Annotated in this window: 14 protein-coding genes and 1 pseudogene; 9 read left to right on the forward strand and 6 right to left on the reverse strand. The window is 55.1% G+C overall.

Annotated elements, in window-relative coordinates; translation table 11 throughout:
* Position 1 precedes the first annotated feature (1 nt).
* The 8 genes and pseudogenes from lpxB (at position 2) to AC6I77_RS03605 (ending at position 10,710) form a co-directional block, all read left to right on the forward strand.
* Positions 2-1,150, forward strand: a complete 1,149-nt coding sequence (gene lpxB, locus AC6I77_RS03570) for a lipid-A-disaccharide synthase (RefSeq protein ID WP_497816721.1) — start codon at positions 2-4, stop codon at positions 1,148-1,150.
* On the forward strand, positions 1,143-1,769 hold the full coding sequence (gene rnhB / locus AC6I77_RS03575) for a ribonuclease HII (RefSeq protein ID WP_008925641.1): 627 nt from the start codon (positions 1,143-1,145) through the stop codon (positions 1,767-1,769). Before lpxB ends, rnhB begins: the two co-directional genes overlap by 8 nt.
* Positions 1,770-1,800: 31 nt before the next feature.
* Positions 1,801-5,285 (forward strand): annotated as a pseudogene (gene dnaE, locus AC6I77_RS03580) (DNA polymerase III subunit alpha).
* 12 nt (positions 5,286-5,297) lie between these two features.
* Entirely contained in the window at positions 5,298-6,254 is a 957-nt protein-coding gene (gene accA / locus AC6I77_RS03585) for an acetyl-CoA carboxylase carboxyl transferase subunit alpha (protein ID WP_003852630.1), read from the forward strand.
* A 171-nt stretch (positions 6,255-6,425) separates the two neighbouring features.
* Positions 6,426-8,576 (forward strand): lysine decarboxylase LdcC, encoded by a 2,151-nt coding sequence (locus tag AC6I77_RS03590; RefSeq protein ID WP_003852629.1) that lies wholly within the window; start codon positions 6,426-6,428, stop codon positions 8,574-8,576.
* A 64-nt stretch (positions 8,577-8,640) separates the two neighbouring features.
* Positions 8,641-9,030 (forward strand): VOC family protein, encoded by a 390-nt coding sequence (locus AC6I77_RS03595; protein WP_003852628.1) that lies wholly within the window; start codon positions 8,641-8,643, stop codon positions 9,028-9,030.
* A gap of 52 nt (positions 9,031-9,082) precedes the next feature.
* Positions 9,083-10,402: a tRNA lysidine(34) synthetase TilS gene (gene tilS, locus AC6I77_RS03600; RefSeq protein ID WP_283543539.1), complete on the forward strand. Its 1,320-nt coding sequence runs from the start codon at positions 9,083-9,085 to the stop codon at positions 10,400-10,402.
* Positions 10,402-10,710: a c-type cytochrome gene (locus tag AC6I77_RS03605; RefSeq protein ID WP_105099580.1), complete on the forward strand. Its 309-nt coding sequence runs from the start codon at positions 10,402-10,404 to the stop codon at positions 10,708-10,710. The genes tilS and AC6I77_RS03605 overlap by 1 nt, the downstream gene beginning before the upstream one ends.
* A gap of 40 nt (positions 10,711-10,750) precedes the next feature.
* Here AC6I77_RS03605 and rof read toward each other — a convergent pair whose 3' ends face one another.
* Complete coding sequence (gene rof / locus AC6I77_RS03610; protein WP_008925644.1) at positions 10,751-11,011, reverse strand: Rho-binding antiterminator; 261 nt, start codon at positions 11,009-11,011, stop codon at positions 10,751-10,753.
* A complete protein-coding gene (locus AC6I77_RS03615) occupies positions 10,998-11,198 on the reverse strand; it encodes a YaeP family protein (RefSeq protein ID WP_003852623.1) in 201 nt (66 codons plus the stop codon). The genes rof and AC6I77_RS03615 overlap by 14 nt, the downstream gene beginning before the upstream one ends.
* A 217-nt stretch (positions 11,199-11,415) precedes the next feature.
* Between AC6I77_RS03615 and arfB the strand changes: the two genes are divergently transcribed.
* Positions 11,416-11,826, forward strand: a complete 411-nt coding sequence (gene arfB / locus AC6I77_RS03620; RefSeq protein ID WP_497816722.1) for an alternative ribosome rescue aminoacyl-tRNA hydrolase ArfB — start codon at positions 11,416-11,418, stop codon at positions 11,824-11,826.
* A gap of 350 nt (positions 11,827-12,176) precedes the next feature.
* On the opposite strand, the gene proS is transcribed toward arfB, so the two are convergent.
* From proS to AC6I77_RS03640, 4 genes are all read right to left on the reverse strand, one after another.
* Complete coding sequence (gene proS, locus AC6I77_RS03625) at positions 12,177-13,895, reverse strand: proline--tRNA ligase (RefSeq protein WP_003852621.1); 1,719 nt, start codon at positions 13,893-13,895, stop codon at positions 12,177-12,179.
* 89 nt (positions 13,896-13,984) lie between these two features.
* On the reverse strand, positions 13,985-14,689 hold the full coding sequence (tsaA, locus tag AC6I77_RS03630) for a tRNA (N6-threonylcarbamoyladenosine(37)-N6)-methyltransferase TrmO (protein ID WP_497816723.1): 705 nt from the start codon (positions 14,687-14,689) through the stop codon (positions 13,985-13,987).
* The gene (rcsF, locus tag AC6I77_RS03635; protein ID WP_003852619.1) at positions 14,686-15,084 is read right to left on the reverse strand and encodes an envelope stress sensor lipoprotein RcsF; all 399 of its coding nucleotides are present in this window, start codon (positions 15,082-15,084) and stop codon (positions 14,686-14,688) included. Before rcsF ends, tsaA begins: the two co-directional genes overlap by 4 nt.
* Before the next feature lie 128 nt (positions 15,085-15,212).
* On the reverse strand, positions 15,213-16,028 hold the full coding sequence (locus tag AC6I77_RS03640) for a MetQ/NlpA family lipoprotein (RefSeq protein ID WP_003852616.1): 816 nt from the start codon (positions 16,026-16,028) through the stop codon (positions 15,213-15,215).
* Positions 16,029-16,054: the final 26 nt, after the last annotated feature.

Raw genomic sequence — 16,054 nt, forward strand, 5'->3', positions numbered from 1 at the left:
CATGTCAGCGCGTCCTTTAACGATTGCCCTGGTCGCCGGAGAAACCTCCGGCGATATTCTTGGTGCAGGTCTGATTCGTGCCCTGAAAGTGCGCCATCCTGATGCACGCTTTGTCGGTGTGGCGGGCCCACTGATGCAGGCTGAAGGGTGTGAAGCCTGGTATGAGATGGAAGAGTTAGCGGTAATGGGCATTGTCGAGGTGCTGGGTCGCCTGCGACGCCTGCTGACAATCCGCCGCGATCTCACCCGACGTTTTAGCGAGCTCAGACCCGACGTTTTTGTCGGTATTGATGCGCCCGATTTTAATATCACGCTGGAAGGCAATCTCAAACGTACGGGCATCCGTACGATCCACTATGTCAGTCCTTCGGTGTGGGCATGGCGGCAAAAGCGCGTGTTTAAGATTGGCCGAAATACCGATCTGGTGCTGGCCTTCCTGCCGTTTGAAAAAGCCTTCTACGTTCGTTATAACGTTCCCTGCCGCTTTATCGGTCACACCATGGCGGATGCCATGCCGCTGCAACCTGATAAGCAGGCTGCGCGCCGTCATCTCGGCATTGCGGACGATGCGCTCTGTCTGGCACTGCTGCCGGGCAGTCGTGGTGCGGAAGTGGAAATGCTCAGTGCTGACTTCCTGAAAACAGCCCAATTATTGCGTCGTCACTATCCGGCGCTGGAAATCGTGGTGCCGCTGGTTAACGCCCGTCGCCGTGAACAGTTTGAGAAGATTAAAGCTGACGTTGCGCCTGAACTGCCGATGCATCTGCTGGATGGACAGGGTCGTGAGGCGATGATTGCAAGCGATGCCGCACTTCTGGCATCCGGGACTGCCGCACTGGAGTGCATGCTGGCAAAATGCCCGATGGTCGTCGGTTATCGCATGAAACCGGCCACTTACTGGCTGGCGAAACGGCTGGTGAAAACCCCTTACGTCTCGCTGCCAAACCTGCTGGCAGGGCGTGAGCTGGTCAAAGAGTTACTGCAGGATGCGTGTCAGCCCGACGCCCTGGCTGCAGCGTTAGATCCGCTGTTGCATGCCGGGCCTGAGCGCGAAACTTTGCTGCAGACGTTTCATGAATTACATCAACAGATCCGCTGGAACGCCGATGAGCAGGCAGCGGATGCAGTACTGGAGCTGGTGAATGCCTGATTTTATCTATCCTGTCGCCAGACTGATTGCCGGTGTGGACGAAGTGGGGCGCGGTCCGCTGGTTGGCGCGGTGGTCACTGCTGCGGTGATCCTCGATCCGGCAAATCCGATTACCGGCCTGGCGGACTCGAAGAAACTGTCGGAAAAACGCCGCCTGGCGTTGTACGACGAAATCAAAGAGAAGGCGCTGGCATGGAGTCTGGGACGCGCAGAACCTGAAGAGATCGATCAGCTCAACATTCTGCACGCTACCATGCTGGCGATGCAGCGTGCGGTAGCTGGCCTGAGTATCCAGCCCGACTATGTGCTGATTGATGGTAACCGTTGCCCGGCATTGCCTATGCCTTCACAGGCCGTCGTCAAAGGGGATAGCCTGGTTGCCGAAATCAGTGCAGCATCGATCATCGCCAAAGTCTCGCGGGATCGTGAGATGGCCGAACTGGATCTGCTGTTCCCGCAGTATGGTTTTGCACAACACAAAGGCTATCCAACGGCGCTGCATATGGAAAAGCTGACACAATATGGCGCCACGCCGCACCACCGTCGTAGTTTTGCGCCCGTACGTAATGCGCTGCTCGATGCTGAAGTACTGGCTGCCCGCCAGACCCTTACGCTTTAATAGCCTGACGCTGTTTTAACCGGAAACTGATATGGCTGAACCCCGTTTTATACATCTGCGTGTCCACAGTGACTATTCGATGGTTGATGGCCTGGCAAAAACCGGGCCGCTAATCAAGAAAGCGGCTGCCCTTGGCATGCCGGCGATAGCGATTACCGACTTCACTAACCTCTGTGGCCTGGTGAAATTCTACGGTGGCGCGCACAGCGCAGGGATAAAGCCGGTCATTGGTGCCGATTTCAATGTGGCCAGTGAGCTGATGGGGGATGAACTGACACAGCTTACCGTGCTGGCGTCCAGTAATACCGGATACCAGAACCTGACGCTGCTGATCTCCCGCGCCTATCAGCGCGGTTATGGCGTGGACGGACCCATTATCGATCGCGACTGGCTGATCGAATTGCAGGAAGGATTAATACTGTTGTCGGGTGGGCGACGCGGCGATGTAGGTCGTAGTCTGCTGCGCGGTAACAATGCGCTGGTGTCGCAGTGCCTGTCGTTTTACCAGCAACATTTCCCCGATCGCTACTACCTGGAGCTGATCCGTACTGGCCGACAGGACGAAGAGAGCTATCTGCATGCGGCCGTTGAACTGGCGATTGCAGAGGGAATACCGGTCGTTGCCACCAATGAAGTCTGCTTTATCAATGCAGAAGATTTCGATGCGCACGAAATTCGCGTTGCCATTCATGACGGCTATACGCTGGATGATCCCAAGCGTCCGCGCAACTACAGTCCTCAGCAATATATGCGCAGCGAAGAGGAGATGTGCGAGCTGTTCTCGGACATCCCGGAAGCGCTGGAGAACAGCGTAGAGATTGCTAAGCGTTGTAACGTGACGGTGCGACTGGGCGAATATTTCCTGCCACAGTTCCCGACCGGTGATATGACTACCGAAGATTATCTGGTGGTGAAATCCCGCGAGGGGCTGGAAGAGCGCCTGGCGTTCCTGTTCCCGGACGAAGCTGAGCGCGCAGAAAAACGTCCGGAATATGATGAGCGTCTGGAGATTGAGCTCACCGTTATTAACCAGATGGGATTCCCCGGCTACTTCCTGATCGTGATGGAGTTCATCCAGTGGTCCAAGGATAACGGCGTGCCGGTGGGCCCAGGCCGTGGCTCCGGTGCCGGTTCGCTGGTGGCCTATGCGCTGAAAATCACCGATATCGATCCGCTGGAATTTGACCTGCTGTTCGAACGTTTCCTGAACCCGGAACGCGTCTCGATGCCCGACTTCGACGTCGATTTCTGCATGGAGAAGCGCGATCAGGTCATCGAACACGTCGCTGATATGTACGGACGTGAAGCGGTTTCCCAGATTATCACCTTCGGTACCATGGCGGCGAAAGCGGTTATCCGCGATGTGGGCCGCGTGCTGGGTCATCCTTACGGCTTTGTTGATCGCATTTCAAAACTGATCCCGCCCGATCCCGGCATGACGCTGGAAAAAGCCTTTATTGCTGAACCGCAGCTTCCTGCGATGTATGACGCAGATGAAGAGGTGAAGGCGCTGATCGATATGGCGCGTAAGCTGGAAGGGGTCACGCGAAACGCCGGTAAACATGCGGGTGGCGTGGTCATTGCGCCAACGAAAATCACGGATTTCGCGCCGCTTTACTGCGATGAACACGGGCAGTTCCCGGTCACTCAGTTCGATAAAAATGATGTGGAATATGCCGGCCTGGTGAAGTTCGACTTCCTGGGTCTGCGTACGCTGACCATCATCGACTGGGCGCTGAAGATGATCAACCCGCGCCGGGAGAAGCAGGGGCTGGAGCCGATCGATATCGCCTCAATCCCGCTGGATGATAAGAAAAGCTTCGATATGCTGCAGCGCTCGGAAACCACAGCGGTATTCCAGCTTGAATCGCGCGGCATGAAAGATCTGATTAAGCGTCTGAAGCCCGACTGCTTCGAAGATATGATCGCACTGGTGGCGCTGTTCCGTCCTGGCCCACTGCAGTCCGGCATGGTAGATAACTTTATTGACCGTAAGCATGGCCGTGAAGCGATCTCTTATCCCGACATTCAGTGGCAGCACGAAAGCCTGAAGCCTGTGCTGGAACCGACTTACGGCATCATCCTCTATCAGGAACAGGTGATGCAGATCGCCCAGGTTTTCTCTCCGGTTACACCCTGGGCGGCGCAGATATGCTGCGACGCGCCATGGGTAAAAAGAAACCCGAGGAGATGGCCAAACAGCGCTCCATATTCCGCGATGGTGCCGAAAGCATGGGCATCGACGGCGAACTGTCGATGAAGATCTTCGATCTGGTAGAAAAATTTGCAGGTTATGGCTTTAACAAGTCACACTCTGCGGCTTACGCACTGGTCTCCTATCAGACCCTGTGGCTGAAAGCGCACTATCCGGCCGAGTTCATGGCGGCGGTGATGACCGCCGATATGGATAACACCGAGAAAGTGGTGGGCCTGGTCGATGAGTGCTGGCGGATGGGGCTGAAAGTCCTGCCGCCCGATATTAACTCGGGTCTCTATCCCTTCCATGTTAATGACGCGGGCGAGATCGTTTACGGTATCGGCGCGATCAAAGGCGTGGGTGAAGGCCCGATTGAAGCGATTATCGACGCCCGTAATGAAGGTGGCTATTTCCGCGAACTGTTTGATCTCTGTGCCCGTACTGACACTAAAAAGATCAACCGTCGGGTGATGGAAAAACTGATTATGTCCGGGGCTTTCGATCGCCTTGGACCGCACCGCGCCGCCCTGATGAGTTCACTCAGTGATGCGTTAAAAGCCGCCGATCAACACGCGAAAGCGGAGGCGATTGGCCAGGCAGATATGTTTGGCGTGCTGGCGGAGGAGCCGGAGCAGGTTGAGAAATCGTACGCCAGCGTCACGCCGTGGCCTGAGCAGGTGCAGCTGGATGGTGAGCGGGAAACGCTGGGGCTATATCTTACCGGCCACCCGATTAATCAGTATCTGAAAGAAATTGAGCGTTATGTTGGCGGGGTGCGTCTGAAAGATATGCATCCTACCGATCGGGGTAAAATTACCGTGGCGGCTGGTCTGGTGATCGCCGCGCGGGTAATGGTCACCAAGCGCGGCAACCGAATTGGTATCTGTACTCTGGACGATCGCTCCGGTCGTCTTGAGGTGATGTTATTTACCGATGCGTTAGATAAATACCAGCAGTTGCTGGAGAAAGACCGAATCCTGATCGTCAGCGGACAGGTCAGCTTTGATGACTTCAGTGGCGGGCTTAAAATGACCGCGCGTGAAGTCATGGACATCGACGAAGCTCGCGAAAAATACGCGCGCGGACTTGCTATCTCGCTGACGGACAGGCAAATTGATGACCAGCTATTAAACCGGCTCCGTCAGTCCCTGGAACCTCATCGTTCAGGGACTATTCCGGTGAATCTCTACTATCAGAGAGCCGACGCGCGAGCGAAGCTGCGCTTTGGTGCAGCGTGGCGAATTTCGCCCAGCGATCGTTTACTTAACGATCTGCGCTCGTTGATTGGATCGGAGCAGGTTGAACTGGAGTTTGACTAGAACAGGAACATTATGAGTCTTAATTACCTGGATTTTGAACAGCCAATTGCAGAACTGGAAGCGAAGATCGATTCGCTGACTTCAATTGGTCGTCAGGATGATAAACACGTTAATCTGGATGAAGAAGTTCAGCGTCTGCGTGAGAAAAGTGTTGAGCTGACCCGTAAAATCTTCGCTGATTTGGGCGCATGGCAGATTGCTCAACTGGCGCGTCATCCGTTACGTCCTTACACCTTTGACTATGTTCGCAACGCCTTCGACGATTTCGATGAGCTGGCGGGCGACCGTGCTTATGCGGATGACAAAGCGATTGTGGGTGGGATTGCGCGTCTTGATGGACGTCCGGTGATGATCATCGGGCACCAGAAAGGCCGTGAAACCAAAGAGAAGATTCGCCGTAACTTCGGCATGCCAGCACCGGAAGGCTATCGCAAAGCGCTGCGCCTGATGGAGATGGCTGAGCGTTTCAAAATGCCAATCATCACCTTCATCGACACACCGGGTGCGTATCCTGGCGTGGGCGCGGAAGAGCGTGGGCAGTCTGAAGCGATCGCCCGCAACCTGCGTGAAATGTCTGGCCTGAAAGTACCGGTTATCTGTACGGTCATCGGTGAGGGCGGTTCTGGCGGTGCGCTGGCGATTGGCGTGGGCGATAAAGTGAATATGCTTCAGTACAGCACCTATTCAGTGATCTCGCCGGAAGGCTGTGCCTCCATTCTGTGGAAAAGCGCTGACAAAGCGCCGCTGGCTGCTGAAGCGATGGGCATTACCGCTCACCGTCTGAAAGAGCTGAAGCTGATTGACTCAGTGATCCCTGAGCCGCTGGGTGGTGCACATCGCCGTCCGGTTGATATGGCGCAGTCTCTGAAGCAACAGCTGCTGGCTGATCTGGCCGATCTCGATGGATTAAGCACTGAAGAGCTGCTGGATCGTCGTTATCAGCGCCTGATGAGCTACGGCTACGCCTGATTCAGGCTCAGCCAATCAGGAAGCGGACTTCGGTCCGCTTTTTTTATGCCGTGGGTTTAACGCGCTACGCTGCCTGATGCCTTTCAGCCTCATCTGATCGTCCCCTTGCTACACCTTCCCCTGGTTAGCGGTTATGCTTGTCCGGTTGCACAACAATCACGGAGATGGGCATTGAATATTCTGGCGATCATGGGCGCGCACGGCGTGTTTTATAAAGATGAACCGTTACGCGAACTCGACGCGGCGTTAAATCTGCAAGGCTTCCAGCTGCTTTACCCAAAAAACAGTGACGATCTACTGAAACTGATCGAACACAATCCGCGTATCAGCGGCGTCATCTTCGACTGGGACGCGCACAACAGCCCGGAACTGTGCGGTGAGATTAATCAGCTCAACGAATACCTGCCACTGTATGCCTTTATCAACACCCACTCTCAGATGGACATCAGCATCAATGAGATGCGCATGCCACTGCACTTTTTTGAATATGCGCTGAATGCCGCCGACGATATTGCATTGCATATCCGGCAGTATACCGATGACTATCTCGACCACATTACGCCACCGCTGACTAAAGCGCTGTTCACCTATGTGAAAGAGGGCAAGTACACCTTCTGCACGCCGGGCCATATGGCGGGTACCGCGTTTCAGAAGAGCCCGGTAGGCTGCCTGTTTTATGATTTCTTCGGGGCCAATACCCTGAAGTCAGATATCTCAATTTCCGTTACCGAGCTGGGTTCGCTGCTGGATCACACCGGTCCACATCTTGAAGCGGAAGAGTATATCGCACGCACTTTTGGTGCCGAACAGAGTTACATGGTGACCAACGGCACCTCAACGTCGAACAAAATTGTCGGCATGTATGCGGCACCGTCGGGCAGCACCGTGCTGATCGATCGCAACTGCCACAAGTCACTGACGCATCTGCTGATGATGAGCGATCTGATCCCCATCTGGCTGAAGCCGACCCGCAATGCACTGGGGATTCTTGGCGGGATTCCAAAGCATGAATTCACCCGCGAGAGCATTACGCAGAAAGTCGCGACGACCGATCGCGCCACGTGGCCGGTTCATGCGGTAATCACCAACTCCACTTACGATGGGCTGCTCTATAACACCCAGTACATTAAAGAGACGCTGGATGTGCCGTCGATTCACTTCGATTCAGCCTGGGTGCCTTACACCAATTTCCATCCGATTTATGCCGGGAAAAGTGGTATGAGTGGCGAGCGCACCCCGGGCAAAGTGGTGTATGAAACGCAATCGACCCATAAACTGCTGGCGGCGTTTTCGCAGGCATCCATGATTCACATTAAAGGCGACTACGACGAACAGACTTTTAACGAAGCCTATATGATGCACACCACTACGTCGCCCAATTACGCCATCGTCTCCTCCATTGAAACTGCTGCTGCAATGCTGCGTGGTAATCCCGGCAAGCGGCTGATCAATCGCTCGGTTGAGCGTGCGCTGCACTTTCGTCGTGAGATTCAGCGCCTGCGTGAAGAGTCCGACAGCTGGTTTTTCGATATCTGGCAGCCGGAACAGGTCGACGAAGCGCAATGCTGGGCGATCCAGCCCGGCGACGAGGATTGGCACGGATTTACGCAGGCCGATCGCGATCACATGTACCTCGATCCGATCAAAGTCACTATCCTGACGCCAGGAATGAGCGAGCTGGGAGAGATGGCAGACGAGGGGATCCCGGCAGCGCTGGTGGCGAAGTTTCTTGATGAGCGCGGCATCGTGGTGGAGAAAACCGGCCCCTACAACCTGCTGTTCCTTTTCAGTATTGGCATCGACAAAACCAAAGCGATGAGCGTGCTGCGCGGTCTGACTGAGTTCAAACGCGCCTACGATCTCAATCTGCGGGTAAAGAACATGCTGCCGGATCTCTACGCTGAAGATCCCGACTTCTATCGCAATATGCGCATTCAGACGCTGGCGCAGGGGATTCATCAACTGATCCGTCATCATGACCTGCCGCGACTGATGCTGCAGGCATTTGATGTCCTGCCCGAAATGAAGATGACGCCGCATCAGGCGTTTCAGCAACAGGTGAAGGGCAACATCGAAACGGTGGATCTCAGCGAACTGGTCGGGCGGGTGTCGGCCAACATGATTCTGCCTTATCCACCAGGCGTGCCACTGGTGATGCCAGGAGAGATGATTACGGAGAAGAGCCGTGCCGTGCTCGATTTCCTGCTGATGCTGTGCAGTATCGGCCGGCATTATCCGGGCTTCGAGACCGATATTCACGGTGCCAGTCTGACGGAAGAGGGCGAGTATCGCGTCCGCGTGCTGAAAAACGATCCGGCATAAATCTTTAAACGACTAATAGCGGCAGGGTGTCTGGGGACAGCCTGCCCGAATCAGGATATTCAACATGTTGCAGTTAACCGCTATTCACCACATCGCCATCATCGCTTCCGACTATCAGCGCAGCAAAGCGTTCTATTGTGACGTGCTGGGCTTTCGTCTCATGGGCGAATATTACCGTGAAGCGCGCGACTCCTGGAAAGGCGACCTGGCCCTGGAGGATCGCTACACTATTGAGCTGTTCTCTTTTCCTGAGCCGCCGGCGCGCGTCAGTCATCCCGAAGCGTGTGGCCTGCGTCATCTGGCCTTTACCGTGCCGGATGTGGCCGCCGCTGTCGCAACGCTGGCCAGTAAAGGCGTAATCTGCGAGCCGATTCGCATCGATGAACTGACGGGTAAACAGTGTACGTTCTTTGCCGATCCGGATGGTTTGCCGCTGGAGCTTTATCAGGCGTAAAATAGCGCGCTCAGCGGGCGACATTCAGTGGCCCGACTTTCTGGATCCTGCCATGCCTTTGCCCGCTTTTGACGCCATGTTGCAACCTGATGCCGCGCTGGTGGTCGCCTTCAGTGGCGGACTCGATTCAACCGTGCTGCTGCATCAGCTTCGCGGCTGGCAGCAGCAGCATCCCGAATCCCATCTGCGGGCGTTACATGTTCATCATGGGCTTAGCCCGAATGCCGATTGCTGGGCAGCGCACTGCCTGTCGGTATGCGAGCAGTGGCAACTGCCATGTGAGGTACTGCACGTTACCGTGGATGGCAGGGAAAACGGCATTGAAGCCGCCGCCCGCACCGCCCGTTATCAGGCGCTCAGTGCGGCACTGTTGCCGGGTGAAGTGTTACTGACCGCGCAGCACCTCGACGATCAGTGTGAAACCTTTATGCTGGCGCTGAAGCGCGGCAGCGGTCCGGCCGGGCTGGCGGCGATGCCTGCTGCGCGTGCGCTGGGTTCGCACCAGCTGCTGCGTCCACTGCTGAATCAGTCGCGGCTGTCGCTTGAAGCCTATGCCAGAACCCATCAGCTGGTGTGGATCGAAGATGAAAGTAATCAGGATCTTCGCTACGACCGTAACTTCCTTCGTCAGCGGCTGCTGCCGGCGCTTTACCAGCGCTGGCCCCATTTTGCTGAGGCGACAGCCCGAAGTGCGGCGTTGTGCAGTGAGCAGGAGCAGTTACTGGATGAACTGCTCACCGGACAACTCAATGAGCTCATCCAGCCAGATGGCAGCCTGCACTTTCCGCCCTTGATGGTCATGAGTGAGTTGCGTGCTAATGCGTTATTGCGCCGCTGGATCGCCGGGCAGGGCGGCAGGATGCCCTCCCGTGAAGCGCTGAAACGTATTCGCGATGAAGTCATGGCGAGCCGGGAGGATGCGCAGCCGAAGCTGCGATTCGGTCAGGCTGAACTCCGCCGCTACCGTCAGCAGCTCTACTGGCTGCCGTTGCGCAGTTCACTGCGTGCCACCGAGCTGGCATGGCCCGATCTCAGCCAGCCGCTGGTGTTACCACAGAATCTCGGCACGTTACACGCCAGCCAGGCGCAGAGCCTGTTGCGTTATCCTCAGCCGGATGAGCAGGTCAGCGTACGCTTTCATGCGCAGGGTCACGTTCATCTGGTGGGCCGTCAGGGTGGAAGGGAAATGAAAAAGTTGTGGCAGGAGTTGCAGATACCTCCGTGGCAGCGAGAACGGCTGCCGTTAATCTTTTATAACCAGACGCTGATCTGTGTTCCGAATCTGTTTGTCACCCACGCTGGCGCAGCTGTTGATCAACAGGGCTGGCAGATAGTCTGGGACAGGGCATGCAGCGCAGGGGAACAACAATAATGAAGCAATGGTTTATCGCCTTTTTAGTGGGCGCCGTATTACCAGCGTGGGCTGCGGGCGATGCGCAACGCGGCGCACAAAAAGCAGGGAGCTGCATGGCCTGCCATGGTGCAGCAGGTAAAGCGGCTGTGCCCCTCTATCCCAATCTGGCCGGGCAGCACGCACCTTATCTGGAACAGGCTTTGCACGCCTACAAAAAGGGCGAGCGCACTGGCGGCCAGGCTGAGGTGATGAAGGCATTTGTAGCGGGATTGAGTGACGGTGATATAGCTGATCTGGCGGCGTACTACAGTTCGTTGCAGCCCTGAGGGTTAACAGGGCGGGAAGGTCCCGCCCGTGATGCGTCTATTACTCAGCGCTGACAACCACCGTACCCAGTTCGGGATGGGTAAAGCTGGCAATATGGTCGAGACGTAATTCGCGATGTTCACCGGAAAGATCGATAGCCAGATATTCCACGTTCTTGCGTGAAAAAATCTCTTTGGCCTTTGCCTTGAGCTGTTCGCCATCTTTCATTTCCAGCGACAGCATCCAGGTGTTCTGGCAGGCGAGTTCCAGATTATCGTAGTCATCACAATTGATAGGTTGGTACGCTTCATTTATCAACATAGTCGCTCACCAATAAGTTAGCAGCGGCGTAGGCCGCCTGTTCCCTGACAGAAGAGTTTAGCTCAGTATTTGCGGCAATATCATTAAGTGCCTTCAATGCGCAGCCAATCGCATCCGGAATGTAACCTAAGTCTCCGCTGCCGATTTCGGCATATTTCCGGCGAACTAACTCACAATAATTTTGCACATGGCCCCCCTCAGCAGAGCGTCGATACTCTGGTTAACTGGCGACTATATCATAGCCATTTAGAGGAAATCAGCCTGCGTAAAGCAGGAACAGTGCGCGAATCACTGCTAAAGTGACAGATTCCGCTGTCTGGGACGGAATGAATCAGAGCACAAAAGGTTAATTTGATGAACAGGTTATCGGAGGTCAACGTGATTAAGGTGTGGGGAGCAAGCTGATGATTATGCTATCCCGTTCGGTTGAGATTCCGGAGAGTGAGATCGAACTGACGGCTATCCGCGCTCAGGGCGCAGGTGGACAACATGTCAACAAAGCCAGCACGGCCATTCATCTGCGCTTTGATATTGCTGCTTCTTCGCTGCCCGCGTTTTATAAAGAGCGGCTGCTCACTGCCAATCATCATTTGATTACCGGAGATGGCGTGGTGGTGATCAAGGCGCAGGAGTATCGCAGTCAGGAGATGAATCGTGAAGCGGCACTGCAACGTCTGGTCAATCTGATCCAGGAGCTGAGTACCGTGGAAAAAGCCCGGCGCGCTACGCGGCCGACCCGCGCCTCGAAAGAGCGTCGTCTGGAAGGAAAAGCCCGTCGCAGTTCGACGAAATCGATGCGCGGCAAGGTGCAATAAAAAACGCCCCGCAGGCGGGGCGTTTGAGTACTGATCAGGCAGCTCAGCGTGACTCTGGCAGCAACGAATAAGCGCATGGCGAAGGGAACAGGGTCAGAAGAGGAAAGCGTCCCGCGCCATGGACAAAAACGCCGGGAGCGTTTTTGAATAACGCCATGCGTTGGCCCGGTCAGGGCGCACCTCATGGATGAGGTGCGTAATCGCGCGGGCCGAGCATGCCATGGATGGCGGCTTTTGCGTCTTTCCGATCTGACCCTGTTTCCTGAGCAGATACGGAATTACAGCAACCGGGCAAACTCTTAAGCTGTTAGAGGCCACACAAGCGAGTTATCTGACCTTTCCTTCACAATTTACTTGTTCAGCGCTTTCAGCAGGAACTCAACAATTTCATCCTGCTTAATCATCTGCTTCTCACCGGCACGACGTGATTTGTATTCAATCTCCTGGTTGTCGAGATTGCGATCGCCGATGACGATGGTGTGTGGCACCCCGATCAGTTCCATATCGGCAAACATCACGCCCGGACGCTCTTTGCGGTCATCCAGGATAACTTCAACGCCTTTGGCACGCAGCGTGGCATATAACTCTTCTGCCAGCTCTTTAACACGGAACGATTTCTGCATATTCATCGGCAGAATCGCCACCTCGAACGGTGCCAGTGCGGCTGGCCAGATGATGCCACGATCGTCATGGTTTTGCTCAATGGCTGCCGCCACCACGCGAGTTATGCCGATGCCGTAGCAGCCCATGCTCATCACCTGATTACGGCCATCTTCACCCTGAACGGAGGCTTTCAGCGCGTCAGAATACTTAGTACCAAGCTGGAAGATGTGACCGACTTCAATACCACGTTTAATCTGCAGCGTGCCTTTGCCATCCGGGCTTAAATCGCCTTCGACCACATTACGGATATCCGCAACGCTGGCCAGCGGCAGATCGCGCTCCCAGTTAATGCCGAAGTAGTGTTTACCATCGACGTTGGCACCGGCGCTGAAATCGCTCATCTTCGCCACGGTACGGTCGGCAATGATCGGCATCTGCAGACCCACAGGCCCGATTGAACCCGGACCCGCACCCACTGCGGCGCGAATCTCTTCTTCCGTCGCGAACACCAGCGGCGATGCAACGATGGCTGACTTCTCTGCTTTGATCTCATTCAGCTGATGATCGCCGCGAACCAGCAGGGCAACCAGCGCGTGACCGCTCTCTTCTGCACCTTTAACAATCAGCGTTTTCACTGTCTTTTCAACAGGCACATTGAATTGCTCAACCAGCTCCGCGATGGTTTTTGCGTCTGGTGTTTCGACCAGCTGCATCTCCTGAGATGGTGCGGCACGTTCACCGGCCGGTGCGACGGCTTCGGCCAGCTCAATGTTAGCGGCGTAATCAGAATCGGTAGAGAAAATCACATCATCTTCACCGCTCTGCGCCAGCACCTGGAACTCATGTGATGCGCTGCCGCCGATAGAGCCGGTATCGGCCTGCACAGCACGGAAATCCAGTCCCATACGGCTGAAGATCTGACTATAGGCGCGGTACATCGCGTCATAGGTTTCCTGCAGCGACGCCTGCGACGTATGGAACGAGTAAGCATCTTTCATGATGAACTCACGTGAACGCATCACGCCAAAACGTGGACGCACTTCATCACGGAATTTGGTCTGAATCTGATACAGGTTGAGCGGCAACTGCTTATAAGAGCTCAGTTCGTTGCGGATCAGGTCAGTGACCACCTCTTCATGCGTCGGACCCAGCACGAACGGACGCTCGTGGCGATCGGCAATACGTAACAGTTCCGGGCCATACTCCTCCCAGCGACCGCTCTCCTGCCACAGGTCGGCGGGCTGCACAACCGGCATTAAAATCTCAACAGCGCCCGCGTTGTTCATCTCTTCACGCACGATGTTTTCGACTTTTTTCAGCACGCGAACCCCGGTCGGTAACCAGGTGTACAAGCCAGAAGCCAGTTTGCGGATCATACCGGCGCGCAGCATCAGCTGGTGGCTGATCACTTCAGCGTCGGAAGGCGTCTCTTTCTGAGTAGAGAGCAGATATTGAGTAGTACGCATTGATTACGGTTCCAGTTGATCGGAAAGTCACAGACAGAATTTTGCTGGCGGCTAGTGTACCAGTGAGATCACCGCCTCAAAAGCGGGTTTTAACGCGGGTCGATAGCGATCACTTCAGTACCGGCATCATCAATGCGCCAGCGGACATTAAAATCCATCAGCCAGGCCGCATATTCCCGCGCCTGCGTTTCGCCCTGACGATAAGCCGGACGGGGATCCTGTGCCAGCACTTCACGGATAAAGCGTGCCAGATTGGGGTAGCGCGACTGCTGCTGAAGCTGCTGCTGGGCCAGTGCGGAGAAGCGAACCGGCATATCAGCCGCAGGGGGCGCCTGAGCAAAACCTGCCTGGGCATGAGGCAGCGCTTCGGCAAAAGGCAGATAAGGTTTGATATCCACTACCGGAGTACCATCGACCAGGTCCAGACTGCCAAGCTGCAGAATCACCTGCTGCTTCTCAATTCTGACACCTTTCAGTTCAACCAGCGACATCCCAATGGGGTTGGGACGGAACGTGGAACGTGTCGCAAAAACACCCATGCGCGCATTGCCGCCCAGACGGGGAGGGCGAACCGTGGGACGCCAGCCACCTTCCATCGTCTGATGGAAAACAAACAGCAGCCAGAGATGGCTGAACGCTTCCAGTCCACGTACCGCTTCCGGCTGATTGTAAGGTGGCTGCAGATGAAGCTCGCCGCCGCCATCCTGCACCAGGCCTGGCTGACGCGGTACGGCAAACTTCTCCTTCCACGGCGAACGAATTACCCCAATTTGCGCAAAGGCGAATTCACTCATTGATTGCTGACTTTCAGCGCTGAACCCTGACACACCGCCTGGCGATAACAGCCTGGTGTGCCGGTAACGATTTCACACTGATGCAGCAGCACTGCATTGGCTTTCATCTGTGATGCTTTGATCTGCAGACGTTTCCGTGCTGTAGCGATATTGGCCGGGGAGTTCTGATTGCTCATCTGGCAATCTTCAGCGGAGACTTCACCCAGATCGCGGAACGGCTTACTGACCAGATCGGCGGCATCGGTATAGAGCTTAACGGGTGCGGGTCGTGCCACAGGCTTATGGGTCGGTTCACTGGATTGCTGCGGCCGGGACGGTGCGCTGCTTATCGGGTGATACTCATGAACACACCCTGTCAGCATCAATGCTAACAAGCAGAGCGGTAAAAAACGCATGGCAACATCCTCAGGTTTCAAAAAGTGGCGTTATTGAAACAAGGACAAGAATAAATAACAAGTCGGGCAGGGCACCCAATAGCAGAAAGGGCGGCATAGCGCCGCCCTTAGGGAGATCACGGACTGAATTACCAGCCTTTAACCGCGCCGCCGTTAAAGACTTTATTAGCTTCTGCGTTAACTTCGTCAGACTGGTAAGCCTTAACGAATTTCTTCACGTTTTCCGCATCTTTATTATCTTCACGCGCGACAATCAGGTTCACATAAGGTGAATCTTTATCTTCGACGAAAATGCCATCTTTCGCGGGTGTCAGGCCAATCTGGCTCGCGTAAGTGGTGTTGATCACCGCCAGAGCAATCTGCTGATCGTCCAGTGAACGTGGCAGCTGCGGCGCTTCCAGCTCAACAATTTTCAGATGCTTAGGGTTCTCAGTGATATCCAGTGAGGTTGGCAGCAAGCCCACGCCATCTTTCAGTTTGATCAGACCGACTTTCTGCAGCAGCAGCAGTGTACGGCCCAGGTTGGTCGGATCGTTTGGAATAGCAACCTGCGCGCCATCCTGCAGCTCATCCAGTGATTTGATCTTCTTCGAATAGCCCGCGATTGGGTAGACGAAAGAATTACCCACTGAAACCAGCTTGTAGCCACGATCTTTGATCTGCTGATCAAGGTAAGGTTTGTGCTGGAAGGCGTTAACGTCGATATCGCCTTTGCTCAGCGCTTCATTCGGCAGAACGTAATCGTTGAAAGTGACCAGCTCAACGTCCAGACCATACTTATCTTTAGCCACTTTCTGCGCGGCTTCAGCAACCTGCTGCTCAGCACCGACAATCACGCCCACTTTGATGTGGTTAGGGTCTTTCTCTTTTTGATCGCAACCTGCCAGCGCAATCGCGCCAATCAGTGCACCCACAGCGGCAATTTTCTTGAATCTGAAAGACATATCCTTTCCTTCTTAATAATGTGATA

Source organism: Pantoea sp. X-Soil-ISGK-259, from assembly GCF_059730705.1.

Coding starts and splice junctions, on each gene's coding strand:
- AC6I77_RS03605 (WP_105099580.1), top strand. CDS start 10,402: ATGAAGCAATGGTTTATCGCCTTTTTAGTGGGCGCCGTATTACCAGCG.
- rnhB (WP_008925641.1), top strand. CDS start 1,143: ATGCCTGATTTTATCTATCCTGTCGCCAGACTGATTGCCGGTGTGGAC.
- arfB (WP_497816722.1), top strand. CDS start 11,416: ATGATTATGCTATCCCGTTCGGTTGAGATTCCGGAGAGTGAGATCGAA.
- tilS (WP_283543539.1), top strand. CDS start 9,083: ATGCCTTTGCCCGCTTTTGACGCCATGTTGCAACCTGATGCCGCGCTG.
- accA (WP_003852630.1), top strand. CDS start 5,298: ATGAGTCTTAATTACCTGGATTTTGAACAGCCAATTGCAGAACTGGAA.
- AC6I77_RS03640 (WP_003852616.1), bottom strand. CDS start 16,028: ATGTCTTTCAGATTCAAGAAAATTGCCGCTGTGGGTGCACTGATTGGC.
- tsaA (WP_497816723.1), bottom strand. CDS start 14,689: ATGAGTGAATTCGCCTTTGCGCAAATTGGGGTAATTCGTTCGCCGTGG.
- proS (WP_003852621.1), bottom strand. CDS start 13,895: ATGCGTACTACTCAATATCTGCTCTCTACTCAGAAAGAGACGCCTTCC.
- rof (WP_008925644.1), bottom strand. CDS start 11,011: ATGTTGATAAATGAAGCGTACCAACCTATCAATTGTGATGACTACGAT.
- rcsF (WP_003852619.1), bottom strand. CDS start 15,084: ATGCGTTTTTTACCGCTCTGCTTGTTAGCATTGATGCTGACAGGGTGT.
- AC6I77_RS03595 (WP_003852628.1), top strand. CDS start 8,641: ATGTTGCAGTTAACCGCTATTCACCACATCGCCATCATCGCTTCCGAC.
- lpxB (WP_497816721.1), top strand. CDS start 2: ATGTCAGCGCGTCCTTTAACGATTGCCCTGGTCGCCGGAGAAACCTCC.